We start from the raw sequence: 13655 nt of genomic DNA, 5'->3' as shown, positions 1-13655 counted from the left end.
CTCTGCAACGGTCTTCGCCGAAATTGTTGGCCAGGTCGTTCGTTGGCTAGTCGTGACGGCGCGCGAAGAGGACCGCACCGGGAACGCTCTCCTCGGGGGTTATCACCATGTGGGCTTCCACGGTGAACCCGGCATCGCGTAGCCAGGCCGTCACTTGGTCGGGCCTACGGCGGTGGACGTGGACGTTCATCGGGTGACCGCCGTAGCCCTGCGTCTTCAACTGCGACCCGTCGCCGACGTGGAAGCCCAGCAACAGTGGCCCGCCTGGGCGCAACACGCGCCGGAAGTGGCCAAAGACCGTGGGCACTGCTTCGTCGGGGACATGAATCAACGACCAGAAAGCGAGCAGGCCGGTAACTGAGGCATCGGCCAGGTCGAGATCCGTCATCGAGCCGATCTCGAAACGCAGTTGGGGATGGTCACGCCGGGCCACGTCGATCATCGCGGACGACAGGTCGATGCCGAAGGCGTCCACACCCAACTCGCGGAGGTGCGCCGTGACGTGTCCAGGCCCGCAGCCCACGTCTGCCACCGGTCCACCGCCGGCAGCACGCGCCAGGTCGGCGAACAGCGCCAAGGCAGCCCGAAGGTAAGGTGCCCCGGCCAGGGACCCACGAACTTGGTCGGCGTAGCTGACCGCCACCGTGTCGTAAGAGGCCCGGGCGTCTTCCAACCAGCGGTCAGCGTTCATGGCTCGACAGAATAGTGGTGTTCGCTGAGAGGACGGCCCGATAGGTTGCGCGAGGGCAGGTCCTCTACCGATGGCGGAACTCGCTCTCAGCGCGGTCGTGTTCGACGAGCCAACGTAGTAACTCCAAACGAATCTTTGGACGTTGCTGTGGTGAGGCGGATGCGGTGGTGCCATTGACCTTTCAGTCGAGATCGTGCAAGCACAGCGTCCTGAGCTCTCCCGGCCCGTCGCAGGGTCCCACGCCGGACCTCCTCCCCACCTGCGGCTCCGCCTCTTCAAACCCTCCTGTTCACGTACACAGTTGCGTTCATTGCTCGCCCCTCCGACCTGTCTCCGCGTGCGAAGACCGGCTCGGCGGGGTCGCTAGAACTCAATCACCGTCGCGTGCGTCGAGGGTAGGCTCGCCCAGATCGACGGGCAGTCGCCGACGGCCACCATCAGCCCCGGCATGCCTACAAACAGGAGCGAGGACCGTGAGTAGCCACGCACATCGAGGAGAGCCTGGCGGCGATCTGAGCAAGTTGACACTCGACGATCTGCAGGCATTCATTTTCAGCGCCCACGGTCAGCAACTTGAGACGGCACGCGTCGCCGCGCAGGAACATGCCTACACCTCCAAGCATCCCCAGGAGGCCCGTCGCCAGTGGGCGAAGCTGTCCCTGCTTGCCAACCGGCGCATGCCCGACCACGCGGAGGGGCCCTCCGCGCGCGTGGCTCAACAGGAGTTCATGCTCAGGATGTGGGTGATCGACCGTCTGGGCCCCGACGAGACGGACGCCGACTGGAGCCCCGAGGCTCTGGCCGCAGACACGCTCGACGCGTTGACCCTCACACCCACACAGGCTGTTGCACTCGCCGAGGACTGGCGCGACCGTCCCACCGAGCAAATCCGCGAACTGCGGCGACACAAGAACCTGACGACTCATCTGGAAGGTCTGGTCGGTTACCTGGAACCTGGCCCGGTTCGCGAGCAACTCGTCACGTGGACCGCAGCCCGGCGGCTCCTTCCTTGACCAACCCCCGGCAGTCAGGCGCCTGAACTGAGGGGCGCCCAAGCGCCGTTCAGCAGAACCCGCATCCGCTGTCCGATGTCGAGCGTCAAGCCGAAGGTGCTGACCCGCCTGAGCATCAGGATCACCGATCAGCGATCACCTGCTGGGATACCCCGAGAACTGGTCAAGATTCCAGAGGTTTGCGGGCCCCCTCCTGCATCAGGAAGTTGATAGTCGACGCCCATACTTCCGAGATTTCCAAGACCGCTTTTAAGATTCACCCGAGATCCTGCCCGCCCAAGTTCAGGTCCCGCACGGCGGCACGGCGTCACCGGCGTCGGTCACAGGGTGGTGGCGGCTCGGACCAGGCCCGCGACCGTCGTCGAGCGGCTGTGCGGAGGCCAGGCGATGACCGTGGTGACCTCGGGGGCGTCGGCGACCGGTACGGCGATGAGGTCCTCGCGCAGGCCGGTGCGGGCCGACTCCGGGACGATCGCGCAGGCGCGGCCGAGGGCGATCAGCTGGGTGAGTTGCGTCTGGTCGCGCACCTGGGGACCGGGACCGTCCGGGAAGGTGCCGTCGGGGCGTGGCCAGCGGGGCAGGGGCAGATCGGGAAGGTCGGTGACCTCGGCGAGCCGCACGTGGGGGCGGGCGCCGAGAGGGTGGCCCGCCGGGAGTACCGCGACCTGGCCCTCGGAGTAGAGGCTCTCGGTGTCGAAGCCGGCCGTGTCGTCGAACGGCCGATGCAGCAGGGCCACGTCGGCCCGGCCGTCGTGCAGCAACCGTGTCTGCTCACCCGGCCCGCACAGTACGACGTCCACGGCGACGGCGCCGGGCTCGGCGGCGTAGGCGCCGAGGAGTTTCGCCAGCAGTTCGCCCGAGGCGCCCGCCTTCGCGGCCAGGACCACCGCGGGGCGACCGGTCCCGGCGAGGGCCGCCCGGCGGGTGCGCCGTTCGGCGGCCTCGACGGCGTCCAGCGCGGCCCGAGCCTCCCGCAGCAGTACCGCACCGGCCCCGGTCAGGGTGACACCGCGGCTGGACCGCTCCAACAGGACGGCACCCAGGCGCCGTTCGAGCCCCGCGATCGCCCGCGACAGCGGCGGCTGCGCCATCCCGAGCCGCTGCGCGGCCCGCCCGAAGTGCAGCTCCTCGGCGACCGCGACGAAGTACCGCAGTTCACGTGTCTCCACCCCGCCAGCCTAGCCGGGCCCACCAGGAGCGATACCCGAGCGGTATCGCCGTCCACCCGGTCGGTCTTGGACGCCCTGCCCGGCGCGGAGAAGGATCGGTGTCATGAGTGAGACGAACACCGTGAACCACCCCAAGGTCGCGCTGGTGACCGGGGCCAACAAGGGCATCGGGTACGAGATCGCCGCCGGGCTCGGCGCCCTCGGCTGGACGGTCGGGGTCGGTGCCAGGGACGAGGAACGGCGCGAGACCGCCGTGAGCAAGCTGCGGGCGGCCGGCGTCGACGCGTTCGGTGTACCGCTGGACGTGACCGACGACGCGAGCGTGCAAGAGGCGGCCCGGCTGATCGAGGAGCGGTCCGGGCGACTGGACGCGCTCGTCAACAACGCCGGCATCACCGGCGGGCATCCCCAGGAGCCCACCGCGGTCGACGTGGACCGAGTACGGGCGGCGGTGGAAACCAACGTGATCGGCGTCATCCGGGTCACCAACGCCCTGCTGCCGCTGCTGCGCCGATCGCCCGCGCCGAGGATCGTGAACGTCTCCAGCAGCGTCGGCTCTCTCACGCTCCAGACCAAACCGGGCGCCGAGACGGGCCCGATCTCCGTCGCCTACGCCCCGTCGAAGACGTTCCTCAACGCCGTCACCGTGCAGTACGCCAAGGAACTGGCCGGCACACCCATCCTGATCAACGCCGTCTGCCCCGGCTACACGGCTACCGACCTCAACGGCTTCCGGGGAGTCCGCACCCCTCAGCAGGGCGCGGTCGCCGCGATCCGGCTGGCCACCGTCCCGGCCGACGGGCCCACGGGCCGCTTCTTCGACGACGCGGGAGAGGTGCCCTGGTAATGCGCTTCCGATTCGCGCGGCCCGGGGAGACGCCGCACGCGCGTCCTGCCGACCGGCGCCGTCGCGCTGTGTCGACGCGGCCGTCGAGCCCGGGTCGCCGACGGCCGACCGGCAAGTCGGTCCACGGGTGAGGGGTCGAGAGGCACCGACCGAGCATCAGTGCCAAGTACGCCTGCCTACCAGGTGAGAACCATCTTCCCCCGGCGCAACCGGGGCAGCGGCCGGTGGGAGCCGCAACTCGCACGGCCCTCGTGCTCTTCAGGGGCGCTCGATGTCTCAACTCGCGGACGCAAGAGCCCCGTTGTCTCCCTGACCCGGCCGCCCGGCACGCCATGGGTGACGACACCACGCAGACGCTCACCCAGCCGCGGTCTCACACCGACCCGCCAGACCGTCGGTCACACACCGCCGACGGCACGCGTACCGGTCGAACGCGGCTTCACGCGACCGAAGTTATGGCGGAGCCTGCGCAAGACCTGCTCCAGCCGACCTATTCTCGTCCTCACAGTCGGCGACCGCGCTCCGCCGGCAACGCCGACAGGACTCAGGGACTCAGGGACTCAGGGACTCAGCAACTGCCCCCACCACAATCGTTCGTGGTAGGCAGTTGAAGAGTGTCGCTCTGCCGCCGTGTGGCTGCACTCGCAACATCCGCGTGCCGCAAGCCGCTTGTCAGCCGGTGGTCTTGCCTGCCAGCTTGTCGGTGAAGTCCACCGCGTCCTTGGCCGCGGGTGCGGCCACCTTCACGTCGGTGCCGAAGTCACTGAAGTTCATGACGACCTTGGCCTTCGCCTGCTGCGCGGACGCGCTCGCACCCGTGGTCGCAGCGCTCGGTGCGTCGGCACCCGAGACGGTGAGCTCGATCTGCTCGCGCCGCGTCCTGCCCTGCGCGTCGATCCACAGGTCCACTGGCACGTTGTCACCGAGTTGCGCGCGGAGCTTCTTCTCCTGGGCGGCATCACCCTTGGCCAGCTTGCCGAGGTCGAGAGCAACCCGGTAGTGCGTGGTGGAGGCGCCGTTCACGTTCTCCTTGCCGACCACCGTCACGTCCTTCTCGGACAGCGACTTGGTGTACGCGAAGGAGCCGGCCGGGTCGCTGACGCCGCTGCCGTCGGCGCCGGCCCCCTGCGCTGCGCCGAGTTTCGCCAGGTCGATCTTCAACCAGGTCTTCCCCGAGGGCATTTGGACGGTTCCCGCGGGCGGCTTCTCGTACAACACCTGGTCGACGACGCGTTGTTCAACCTGCCGCCCGCTCTCCCCGATCAGCAGTCGGCTGGTGCCGTTGCGCAGGTCGATCACACCGGTCCCGGTCACCGTCACGCTCTTGCCGGCAGTCGTGGCCTCGGTCGCCAGTTGGACGTGCGCGGACCCGGCGTCGGTCGTCTTCTTGTTCGTCGCCTGCACCACGTCCACCGCGTCCTGGCCGCCGGCCGAGCCCGACGGCGACGCCGCTCCGGACGCCGACTGCTCACCGCTCGCTGCCGCCGACGCCGTGCTCCCTCCGCCACCGTTCCCGGCGGAGTCGTCCCCGTTGCAGCCGGCCAACAACAGGGCCGCCGCCGCCCCTGCCGCACCGATGCCCGTCAGCCGCGACAACCTCTGCATGTTTCCCCCTCGTCGATCGTCGTCCGTACCCGTCATGCTCGGCACGTGCCTTCGCGCCCTCCCCCGCAGAGGAGGCGTGCACGACCAGGTTCCCCGTGTGAACTGCCGTACACGGCGAAAACCACTTGGCCCCCGTGAGCAGCACCCTCCAACTCCCCACCGTGCAGCCGCCGGAGCAACAGCCCGGCTCGGCCAACGCCCCGGGACACGCACCGGCGGGTGGCCTCAGGCACCGGCCGGATCACCCCGGGCCCCGGTACCGTCGAACCCGACCGGTAGACCGGACCGGTACACCCGACCGGTACACGGGTGCGACGGAGACCTGCGGGAGACCACCGGACCCCGGAACCCTCGGGTCCCACCCGACCCCGCCCGCTCCCGGTGGCCTGGCAGCACGCGCACATCGTCGTAGTCACACACTGGAGGACAGCATCGTGATCACCTCTGCCGACGAAGGCTTCCTGCGGCGGGCGATCGCCATCGCGGCCCATGCCGTCACCGTGGGCGACGCGCCCTTCGGCTCGCTGCTGGTCGGCCCGGACGGCGCGATCCTCGCCGAAGCCCACAACACGGTGCGCCGCGACAACGACATCAGCGCACACCCGGAGTTGAAACTCGCCCGCTGGTCGGCCCGCGAACTCGACCCCGACACCGCGGCACGCACCACCATGTACACCAGTTGCCAGCCGTGCGGCATGTGCGCGGGCGGCATCGTCCGCTCCGGACTCGGCCGGGTGGTCTACGCGCTGTCCACCGAGCAACTCGTCGAAGCCAACCCGGAGTCGGGCGCCTGGCCGGAGGCGGCTCAGGACGGGCCGGCCCTGTTCGACGAGGCACGCGCTCCCATCGAGGCGTACTACAGGCCGTAGGCGGGGGCTACCGGTTCGCCGCGCCCCGCAGCCGCCCGCTGCCGCCGGACGACCAGCGCATCCCTCGCAGCGTGCGGTCCAAGCCGGCACCGCTGTGCGGGATGCCCCCGAAAGGGGTGCCCGGTGGCAGTGGCTCCGAGGCGTCTAGGGTCACGTCCATGACGAGGACCACGCCCGCACGACCGCTCGACGTCGAGGCGCTCTTCCCGGAACTCGCCGCCTTTCGGGGAACGACAACTCGGCTCCATCCGCGGCCGGGCAGGCCGGACCCTTCGGCCAGTTCCGTGGGCGGTCCAATGCTGTGGCCTGGGGACGAGCCCTGGCCTGTGTGCGGCGAGGCGCACAGCCGTGGGCACGGTCGACGCCCGGCTGACATCCGCCGCTGTCGGCAGGTGCTGGCTTCCGCTTGGGCACGCGAGGAGGCTCCCGGCCCGACGGACGAGGAACTGAAGCTCCTGGACGAACTGCGCCGGGAGCACCGGGTCCCCAGGGCATCCGATTCCGACCCCTTGCCGATGATCGGCCTGGCGCAGCTGTACCGCCGGGATGTGCCGGACCTGCCCGCGGGGCCGGCCGACTGCGATCTACTTCAAGTGTTCTGGTGTCCCTTCGACGCGCACGGTCCGGGCCGGTACGACCTGGCGCTGCACCTGCGCTGGCGACGCTCGTGGGAGGCCGGCGATGTGCTGACCGCGCCGCCGCAGCCGCTGGTCGTCGGGTCCGACGGCTTCGTGCCCGAGCCCTGTGTGCTGCACCCGGAGCAGGTGTTCACCTACCCGTTCGCCGGCCTTCTGCCGGAGGAACTGCACGCCCGGATCGACGCCTGGGAGGAAGCCCTGGAGGAGGAAGCCGAGCAGTCGGCGGACGAGAGCGCGGCTGAGTCGATCGGCTACCAGTACGACCTGTCCATCCCGCCGGGCTGGCGCGTTGGCGGCTTCGCCTCCTGGCACGTGACCGACCCCTGTCCCATGGACTGTCTGACCTGCGCGGCGCCGATGCACCTGCTGCTGACCATCGACAGCTCGGAGTGGGACGGCGGCAGCGGCAGCTGGAAACCGCTGGAGGACCGGCACCGGCACCGGACCACTCATCGTGGTGCCAGTCCCACGGAGGTCACTGTGGGCCGGTGGGGCGAGCTCAACGTGTTCGCCTGCCCTCACCAGCCCGAGCATCCGCACCGCTGGAGCATCCAGTAGCTTGCCGTGCCTCTGAGGCAGCGCGGCGCGCGTGACGCACACTCCAAAAACTGACGCGCCCTCCACGTCGAAACCGAGGAGGGCACGTGCCGACGGGTTGCCCTCACCGGATGTCGTGGCCGGGATGGGTCTCGTCGTACTGGTGCCGTGCCTCGGCGATGACGGTGCGATGGCTGAGCGACCAGTCGGCGAGTGCCTTGACCAGGTGGGTCAGGCCGGCTCCTGTCTCCGTCAGGCGGTAGTCGACCTGCGCCGGCACGGTCGCGTACACCGTGCGCCGAACGAGTCCGTCGCGTTCCAGTCTGCGCACGGTGAGGGTGAGCATGCGCTGGGAGATGCCGTCGACGGCGCGTTGCAGTTCACGGAAGCGGCGCGGTCCGCCTGCCAGTTCGACGATGACGAGTACCGACCACTTGTCGCCGATGCGGTCCAGGACGTCGCGGATCCCGCAGTCCGGATGATCCGCGCGACCGCAGGGGTCGAGGTCGGCGGGCGCCGTGGTTACCCCGGTGTGCGTGAGTGACATCTGACTGCCTCCTTGTGGCTGGTGAACGGGCGGACAAGGATCAAGCCCAGTTACTGAAGAGAACCACAACGGAAGGCCGTGACGGACATGATTCTGGTGACCGGTGCGACAGGGAACCTCGGTTCGGCCGCACTCGCGGCGCTGCACACTCGTGGTGCGGTCGCGACGGGCGGCAGCCGCACTCCGAGGGACGGGATGCGGCGACTCGATTTCGACGACCCCTCCGGCCTCGATCTCACCGGCGTGTCGACCCTGGTACTGGTCTCCGCCGGCTACGCCGAGGACGACCAGGTGGTCGCACGGCACGCGGCCGTCCTGGACGCCGCCGCCCGGGACGGCGTGCGGCACGTTGTCTACACGAGCCTGACCGGTGCCGGCGACCACCTCGGCTTCGCTCTGGCGCACCGTGCGACGGAACGGCTCGTGCGCACATGCGGCCCGCGGTGGACGATTCTGCGCAACGGCCTGTACGCGGAACTCTTCGGCGGCCTGCTGATGTGGACCGCCGAGGGAGTGGAGTCCGCGTTCGGCGACGGTGCCCTGGCCGCGGTCGTCCGTACGGATCTCGCCGAGGCCGCGGCCGTCGTCGCGGCGGATCCGGCGCAACACAGCGGCCGAGTATACGAGTTGACCGGTACTCCGATCACGGCGCGGGAGGTGGCCGACCGGCTCGGAGTCCCGCACCGGACTGTCGGCCTGGGCGAGTACCGGCGGCGTCTCCTCGACGAGACGCCGGGCCTGCTGCCGTTCCAGCCGCCCATGCTCGCGTCGATCGCGACCGGTGTCCGGCACGGCTTCCTGGACGGCACCGGATTCGGCTCCGACCTCGCCGACCTTCTCGGCCGTCCGGCCCGCGACCCGCTGGCCGCTGCTGCCGCAGCCGCCTCCGCGGCGAGGCCGGTGCACAGCCCGACCCCGGAGGGCTTCACGTTGTCAGGCACGAGCTGAGGCTCGCCCTGGCCCTCGCCCTCACGGTTCCTCGTCAGGGTGGTTCAACAGGGCGGCCCAGCGGTCCCGTCCGTCAGCTCGGCGGGTCGGCCCGGTCCGGCCGGCTGCTCAACAGGCCGGTCGGGGCCGACGGTTGAGGGGAATCGTCCGGGGGCGTCAGGAGGGCGGAGTCCGGTCGGCGCGCGAGCCGCACGAGGGACGCGGCAGCGCTCTCCCACTCGGGATGTGCGAAGGTGAAACCGGCCTCGCGCAGCCGTCCCGGTACAACTCGGCGGCTCTTGAGGAGCAGTTCCGTGTCCGAGCGCAGTGCGAACGCTCCCAACTCGGCCATCCAGCCCGTCGCCGGAAGGCCGAACGGAACTCTCCAGGCAGCGCGCAGCGCCCGCATGAAGTCGCGATGCGCGAGCGGGTGCGGCGAGGCGATGTTGACCGGCCCGTCGAGGTCGTTCCGTGCGAGCAGGAACTCCACCGCCCGCACGAAGTCCGCGCCGTGGATCCACGAGACGTACTGCGCGCCGCCCGCCACCGGGCCGCCCAGCCCCAGGCGCACCAGTCGCGAGAGCACGTCGAACACCCCGCCCCGGTCCGGGGACATGACCATGGCCGCGCGCAGTGCCACCTTGCGGGTCAAGGGAGTTGGCGCCTCGGCCTGCGCCCGTTCCCAGTTCCGCGCGATGTCGACGCTGTAGGCCCAGTAGTCCGGCACACCGGTCTCCGTACCGCCGATCACCCCGGTCGCCTCGTCGTTCGCCGCGTCGAACCGGTGGGCGTACACCGTCGCCGTGCTCATCTGCAGCCAGGCGCGCGGCGGTCGCGACGCGGCGGCGACGGCCTCGCCGACCACCCGTGCCGAGTCCACGCGGGAGTCCATCATGGCTCGCAGGTTCTCCGCGGTGTAGCGGCAGGAGACGGAGCGCCCGGCCAGGTTGATCACCGCGTCGCAGCCGTCGACCGCGGCGGCCCACGGGCCGAGGGTGGCCCCGTCCCACTTGATGTGATGCGCCAGCACGGGACGCCTGGTCAGCACAGTGACCTCGTGGCCTGCCGCGGTCAGCGCACGGTCGAGAATCGTGCCCACCTGTCCGGTTCCCCCGGGCAGCACTACCTTCATCGAATCCCCCTGGTTCGCCGAAGTCAGCCTAGCCCTCTCTTTTGAACACGTTCAAGAAGCTGGACGGCCGGAGGCTCCTGCCGGCGCGTTGACGGGTGGCCGCCCAGAACGGTGGCGGGCGCGCGACGCGCCACGGCCGCCGAGAGCCACCCGGGCGAGCGCGCATGGGCACGGCGACCACGGTGATCACTGGACTTGGTTCGTTCCGGCGGCACGGGCCTGCGGCGTCGACACCGACCCACCCGGTCTCGACGTGACACCAAATTCGAACATGCGATCTAATGCCGTCATGGGCTTCACCGACTTCCCCGACGACCTGGTTCGGATCCAGCACGCATGGAACACCACGTACCGAGCACTCGCCGCGCACCGTCCGCAGGAGGCGGCGACGCTGCGCCGCCGCCTCCTGCGGCTGTCCGTGCGGCTCTGGTGGCATCCGTTCTGGAACGGCACCACGCAGGCCTCCGAGCTCCGGGGCGAGTTGCGGCGAGCGGTGCGGGCCCGGGAATCGACGGTCGCCTGATGGCCGCGCCGACCACGCCGACCACCTTGCGCGCGGAGCAGCGCGGTGGGAACGTGTCGACGCCATGACGGACGCCCCCATCGTCGTGCACCCGCCCCTGCCCGCCGGGGGCCGCCGGGTCACCGTGCACAGCGACGGCCGGGACGAGGTCCTCGGCATCGCCTACAGCGACCACGACCTGGCCGTGTTCCTGGCGGCTGCCGGTGTCGCCGACCCCGAGGCCATCGTGAACGATCCGCAGTGGCTGGAGTGGCGCGGTGCCCGCGCCCACGAGTTCCACGGCGACTGACACCCACAACCGGTTCGGTGTCACCAAGGCGGTCAGCCGCCCGAGTCCTCCGCGCCCCGACGGGCCTGCCGATGTCTCACCGAAGTGGCTGTCGACGCGGCGTCGGGGACACATCGGCAGGCCGTGGCGTCAGGCGAGGGGCTCGTGGTTGACCCAGATCACCTTGTAGGGGCGGCGTGCCTGCCAGCCGTCGATGAACTCACCGATGCCGGGGAGGCTGAAACTGGCGTTGAGCGCGTCGAGGTCGGTCACGCCGAACTGGACGACGGCGGAAGCGACGGCCACGGGGGCGTGGTCGTCGACGGGGACCCGGAGGTGGTGACGGGCGGCGAAGGACTGGAAGCCGCCGGTACCCATCGTCAGCTCCTCAAGTCCCTTCAGGTACTCGTCGAGCTCGTCCGAGGGAATGGGTTCGTCGAAGGCGACGATCATCGTGTGCTGGATCATGCATCGATTCAACTGGGGTTTCCGCTCGTAGTCCAAGGCCGAGGGATTCTCGATTCATTCCTTGAGGGAATGGTCGGGACAGTACGCTGGCGGCCATGGCAGAGCTGGAGACCCGAGAACTGGAGTACTTCGCCGCCCTTGCCGAGGAGCTCCACTTCGGCAGAGCGGCGCAGCGGCTGGGGATCGCGCAGCCTGCCCTGTCCAAAGCGGTGCGGCGGCTGGAGGACCGGCTCGGGGTGGTCCTGGTGGAGCGGTCCAGCCGGCACGTCGCCCTCACCTCCGCCGGGAAGGCACTGCAGTACCACGGCCGGCACGCGTTGCTCGCGGTCGGGGCGGCGGCCGAGAAGACTCGTCGGGCGGGTGAGCGGGAGACGCGGCTGCGTCTGGTGATCAAGCCCGGCGGGGACGCGGATCTGCTGTCGGGCATGCTGGCCGCCTACTCCCGCCGGCTCGACGCACGCCAGGTGGACATCCTGTTCGGCGGGGCCACCGACCGCGCCGACCACGTGCGCGACGGCAGGGCGGACGTGGCGTTGCTGTACGTACCGTTCGACGACCTGACCGGACTGGACCACGAGACGCTGATGGTCGAGGGCCGGGTGGCGATCCTGCCGCCCGACCACCGGCTCGCCGGCCGCAGCGAGGTGACCCTCGCCGACCTGGCCCACGAGACACTGCCGCGCTGGAAGGGCGTCACCGGCAACGCCGTGCCCGGCATCGACCCCCTCCCCGAGGCCGGCCCCGAGGTCGCCGACGGCGCCGAACTGACGCACATGGTCCTGCTGGGACGGGCGATCGCGGTGCTGCCCCGCTCGCTGGCCAGGCCGCACCATCCGGGGCTGGTTCATGTTCCGGTGACCGACGCGCCGCGCAGTGCCCTGGTCCTCGCCTGGGGAGAGGACGACCGCCGACGACTGGTCGCGGACTTCGTCGCCTCGGCGGTGGAGGCGGCGCAGGGCTGAGGGATAGCGCTGCCCGAACGACCGATCTCCACGTCGGCGGCGCTGCCGATCACGTCCAACTGGGCCTGCCGCTCGCGGAGTTCAGCACCTGACCGTGCTCCCACGGCTGACACGGACGCGCCTGCCGTCGCGGGCGGGGGCCCTCTCGCAGCGATCGCGCGGGCGGACGGCTCGGCACCAGGGCGCTCGCCCTCCGCACCGACCACCGCACGGCCCGGCGCCCCGGTGCCGCGCCCCACCTCCAGGACGGCGGCGAGTCACCGGTGGTCACCCTGACCGGCCCAACCCCTCCCCCGGTATTACGTCGGCCGTCCCGACAGCCCCGCCGTCGCCCCGGCGACGTGGCCCCGGCGTTCGCCCCGAGCAACTGCCCGGCCTCCGGCGTGACTTGGCGCAGCAGGACCGCAGCCCACAGGTCACCGACCGCGTCCGCGAACCCGGCTGGAGCCCACGTGCGGTCGGGGCAGACGACCGTAACGCGAACTGCCCGATGGTCCGGGCGGGCATACGTTGGTCACCGTCGCCGATCACAACATCAGGAGCACCCATGGCCGCCCCCACGCACGACGATGCCCAGCAGCGGGTCCTCGCGGTCACCGGCGCCTCCGGACGCCTGGGCGGCCGGGTGGCGCGACGCCTTTCCGAGGCCGGTGTTCCCCAGCGGCTTCTGGCCCGTACGCCCGCCCACGCCCCGGACCTGCCCGGCGCTGTCGCCGTGCCCGGAGACTACGCGCGCTACGACGACATCGTCGCCTCGCTGAGCGGTGTCGGCACCGTGCTGATGGTCTCCGCCTCGGAGGCGCCCGACCGGGTGCCGCAGCACATCAACTTCATCGACGCGGCAGTCGCCGCCGGGGTGCGCCACCTGGTGTACACGTCGTCGGTCGGGGCGGCGGCGGACGCCACGTTCACCCTGGCCCGTGACCATTGGGCAACCGAGGAACACATCCGGGCCAGCGGTCTGGAGTTCACGGTGCTGCGCGACAACCTGTACGCGGACTTCATGCCGGCCCTGGTCGGCGAGGACGGGGTCATCCGCGGACCTGGAGGGCAGGGGCGGGTCGCCGCCGTGGCACAGGACGACATCGCGGACGCCGCCGTGGCGGTGCTGCGGAATCCCGCACAGCACCACGGCGTCACGTACGACCTCACCGGTCCGCAGGCCCTGAGCCTGGAGGAGATCGCCGCGGCGGTGTCCCGGGCCACGGGGCGGCCCGTCTCGTACAGGGAGGAGACGGTGGCGGAGGCGTACCGCTCGCGTGCCTCGTACGGTGCCCCCCAGTGGCAGTTGGACGCGTGGGTGTCGACCTACACCGCGATCGCCTCGGGCGCCTTCAGCCAGGTCAGCGATGCAATCCCACGGCTCACCGGGCATCCGGCCGTCGAGCTGTCCGAACTCCTCGCCCGCTGAAGCACCTCCCCGGCCCAACGGCCGGCGGCCCCGTGCACGAGCGTTTCG

The 13655-nt window shown here is 70.6% G+C and carries 15 protein-coding genes; 9 read left to right on the top strand and 6 right to left on the bottom strand.

Translation table 11 applies throughout. The features are described from left to right. Nucleotides 1-46 precede the first annotated feature (46 nt). Complete coding sequence (locus tag ACFZA0_RS17445; protein WP_391017078.1) at nt 47-691, bottom strand: methyltransferase domain-containing protein; 645 nt, start codon at nt 689-691, stop codon at nt 47-49. Between the two features lie 473 nt (nt 692-1164). Between ACFZA0_RS17445 and ACFZA0_RS17440 the strand changes: the two genes are divergently transcribed. Continuing rightward, complete coding sequence (locus tag ACFZA0_RS17440; protein ID WP_391017075.1) at nt 1165-1704, top strand: hypothetical protein; 540 nt, start codon at nt 1165-1167, stop codon at nt 1702-1704. 320 nt (nt 1705-2024) lie between these two features. On the opposite strand, the gene ACFZA0_RS17435 is transcribed toward ACFZA0_RS17440, so the two are convergent. Next, nucleotides 2025-2873: a LysR family transcriptional regulator gene (locus tag ACFZA0_RS17435; protein ID WP_391017073.1), complete on the bottom strand. Its 849-nt coding sequence runs from the start codon at nt 2871-2873 to the stop codon at nt 2025-2027. 103 nt (nt 2874-2976) lie between these two features. Here ACFZA0_RS17435 and ACFZA0_RS17430 point away from each other — a divergent pair, with 103 nt between their 5' ends. Beyond that, on the top strand, nt 2977-3720 hold the full coding sequence (locus ACFZA0_RS17430; RefSeq protein ID WP_391017072.1) for an SDR family NAD(P)-dependent oxidoreductase: 744 nt from the start codon (nt 2977-2979) through the stop codon (nt 3718-3720). Nucleotides 3721-4392: 672 nt separating this feature from the next. On the opposite strand, the gene ACFZA0_RS17425 is transcribed toward ACFZA0_RS17430, so the two are convergent. Next, on the bottom strand, nt 4393-5325 hold the full coding sequence (locus tag ACFZA0_RS17425) for a hypothetical protein (protein WP_391017069.1): 933 nt from the start codon (nt 5323-5325) through the stop codon (nt 4393-4395). A gap of 434 nt (nt 5326-5759) precedes the next feature. Between ACFZA0_RS17425 and ACFZA0_RS17420 the strand changes: the two genes are divergently transcribed. After that, complete coding sequence (locus tag ACFZA0_RS17420; protein WP_391017067.1) at nt 5760-6194, top strand: deaminase; 435 nt, start codon at nt 5760-5762, stop codon at nt 6192-6194. A gap of 158 nt (nt 6195-6352) precedes the next feature. Beyond that, complete coding sequence (locus ACFZA0_RS17415) at nt 6353-7390, top strand: hypothetical protein (RefSeq protein WP_391017065.1); 1038 nt, start codon at nt 6353-6355, stop codon at nt 7388-7390. Between the two features lie 103 nt (nt 7391-7493). Here the strand turns inward: ACFZA0_RS17415 and ACFZA0_RS17410 are convergent, their stop codons facing one another. Then, a complete protein-coding gene (locus tag ACFZA0_RS17410) occupies nt 7494-7916 on the bottom strand; it encodes a winged helix-turn-helix transcriptional regulator (protein ID WP_391017063.1) in 423 nt (140 codons plus the stop codon). 87 nt (nt 7917-8003) lie between these two features. On the opposite strand from ACFZA0_RS17410, the gene ACFZA0_RS17405 reads away from it, so the two are divergent. Next, on the top strand, nt 8004-8864 hold the full coding sequence (locus ACFZA0_RS17405) for an NmrA family NAD(P)-binding protein (RefSeq protein ID WP_391017609.1): 861 nt from the start codon (nt 8004-8006) through the stop codon (nt 8862-8864). Nucleotides 8865-8937: 73 nt separating this feature from the next. Here the strand turns inward: ACFZA0_RS17405 and ACFZA0_RS17400 are convergent, their stop codons facing one another. Next, nucleotides 8938-9975, bottom strand: a complete 1038-nt coding sequence (locus tag ACFZA0_RS17400) for a TIGR01777 family oxidoreductase (protein WP_391017061.1) — start codon at nt 9973-9975, stop codon at nt 8938-8940. Between the two features lie 289 nt (nt 9976-10264). Between ACFZA0_RS17400 and ACFZA0_RS17395 the strand changes: the two genes are divergently transcribed. Next, a complete protein-coding gene (locus ACFZA0_RS17395; RefSeq protein WP_391017607.1) occupies nt 10265-10498 on the top strand; it encodes a hypothetical protein in 234 nt (77 codons plus the stop codon). Nucleotides 10499-10562: 64 nt separating this feature from the next. Next, on the top strand, nt 10563-10787 hold the full coding sequence (locus ACFZA0_RS17390) for a hypothetical protein (RefSeq protein WP_391017058.1): 225 nt from the start codon (nt 10563-10565) through the stop codon (nt 10785-10787). 129 nt (nt 10788-10916) lie between these two features. Here the strand turns inward: ACFZA0_RS17390 and ACFZA0_RS17385 are convergent, their stop codons facing one another. Further along, entirely contained in the window at nt 10917-11234 is a 318-nt protein-coding gene (locus ACFZA0_RS17385; RefSeq protein ID WP_391017056.1) for a hypothetical protein, read from the bottom strand. A 95-nt stretch (nt 11235-11329) separates the two neighbouring features. Here ACFZA0_RS17385 and ACFZA0_RS17380 point away from each other — a divergent pair, with 95 nt between their 5' ends. Continuing rightward, nucleotides 11330-12196, top strand: a complete 867-nt coding sequence (locus ACFZA0_RS17380) for a LysR substrate-binding domain-containing protein (protein WP_391017053.1) — start codon at nt 11330-11332, stop codon at nt 12194-12196. Nucleotides 12197-12743: 547 nt separating this feature from the next. Further along, complete coding sequence (locus ACFZA0_RS17375; RefSeq protein ID WP_391017050.1) at nt 12744-13607, top strand: NAD(P)H-binding protein; 864 nt, start codon at nt 12744-12746, stop codon at nt 13605-13607. The last annotated feature ends 48 nt before the right edge of the window (nt 13608-13655 follow it).

The organism is Streptomyces sp. NPDC008150 (genome assembly GCF_042956945.1).
GTDB lineage: Bacteria > Actinomycetota > Actinomycetes > Streptomycetales > Streptomycetaceae > Streptomyces.
Note: the sequence above shows the minus strand (reverse complement) of the source record. Positions and strands in the feature narration are given on the sequence as shown.

Coding starts and splice junctions, on each gene's coding strand:
- ACFZA0_RS17425 (WP_391017069.1), bottom strand. CDS start 5,325: ATGCAGAGGTTGTCGCGGCTGACGGGCATCGGTGCGGCAGGGGCGGCG.
- ACFZA0_RS17430 (WP_391017072.1), top strand. CDS start 2,977: ATGAGTGAGACGAACACCGTGAACCACCCCAAGGTCGCGCTGGTGACC.
- ACFZA0_RS17395 (WP_391017607.1), top strand. CDS start 10,265: ATGGGCTTCACCGACTTCCCCGACGACCTGGTTCGGATCCAGCACGCA.
- ACFZA0_RS17445 (WP_391017078.1), bottom strand. CDS start 691: ATGAACGCTGACCGCTGGTTGGAAGACGCCCGGGCCTCTTACGACACG.
- ACFZA0_RS17390 (WP_391017058.1), top strand. CDS start 10,563: ATGACGGACGCCCCCATCGTCGTGCACCCGCCCCTGCCCGCCGGGGGC.
- ACFZA0_RS17375 (WP_391017050.1), top strand. CDS start 12,744: ATGGCCGCCCCCACGCACGACGATGCCCAGCAGCGGGTCCTCGCGGTC.
- ACFZA0_RS17400 (WP_391017061.1), bottom strand. CDS start 9,975: ATGAAGGTAGTGCTGCCCGGGGGAACCGGACAGGTGGGCACGATTCTC.
- ACFZA0_RS17415 (WP_391017065.1), top strand. CDS start 6,353: ATGACGAGGACCACGCCCGCACGACCGCTCGACGTCGAGGCGCTCTTC.
- ACFZA0_RS17380 (WP_391017053.1), top strand. CDS start 11,330: ATGGCAGAGCTGGAGACCCGAGAACTGGAGTACTTCGCCGCCCTTGCC.
- ACFZA0_RS17385 (WP_391017056.1), bottom strand. CDS start 11,234: ATGATCCAGCACACGATGATCGTCGCCTTCGACGAACCCATTCCCTCG.
- ACFZA0_RS17410 (WP_391017063.1), bottom strand. CDS start 7,916: ATGTCACTCACGCACACCGGGGTAACCACGGCGCCCGCCGACCTCGAC.
- ACFZA0_RS17405 (WP_391017609.1), top strand. CDS start 8,004: ATGATTCTGGTGACCGGTGCGACAGGGAACCTCGGTTCGGCCGCACTC.